1 protein-coding gene is annotated in these 623 nt (G+C 60.0%); it reads right to left on the minus strand.

The genetic code is table 11. The features are described 5' to 3' along the window. Positions 1-623: DUF1501 domain-containing protein (locus G9Q97_RS24680; RefSeq protein ID WP_166151947.1), on the minus strand; the 623-nt coding region annotated here is incomplete at both ends.

Below are 623 nucleotides of genomic sequence, written 5' to 3' on the forward strand. Positions count from 1 at the left end.
TGGTCCCTGCCGTAATTTTCGGCCGAGAACCTTCCCTGGCAGTAATTGGTACGTCCAAACTCCCCGCCCCAGATGACCAGGGTCTCGTCCAGCAGCCCCCTTTGCTTGAGGTCTGTGATCAGGGCCGCCGAGGCCTGGTCGGTGTCCAGGGCCTGGCCCGCCATCTCGTTGGGCAGGTTGCCGTGCTGGTCCCAGCCCTGGTGGTAGAGCTGGACAAAGCGCACGCCGTTTTCGGAGAGCTTTCTGGCCAGCAGGCAATTGGCCGCATAGGTGCCGGGAACCAGGCATTCCGGCCCGTAAAGCTTCACGATACTGTCGGGCTCCCTGGTGACGTCGGTCACTTCGGGAACGGCCGTCTGCATGCGGTAGGCCATTTCGTATTGCTGGATCTTGGCGCTGATCTCCGGATCGCCGAAGGACTGGTAGTTCATCTGGTTCAGGGCGGATATTTTATCCAGCATGCGCCTCCTGTCTGCTTTGTTCATGCCTTCCGGATCATTGAGGTAGAGTACCGGGTCGTCTCCGCTGGAGAACTGAACGCCCTGGTGCACCGAATCCAGAAAACCATTGGTCCACAACTTGGAGTAGACGCCCTGTCCGTTGCCCTTGCCACGGGAGAGCAG

Source organism: Cyclobacterium plantarum (genome assembly GCF_011290685.1).
GTDB lineage: Bacteria > Bacteroidota > Bacteroidia > Cytophagales > Cyclobacteriaceae > Cyclobacterium > Cyclobacterium plantarum.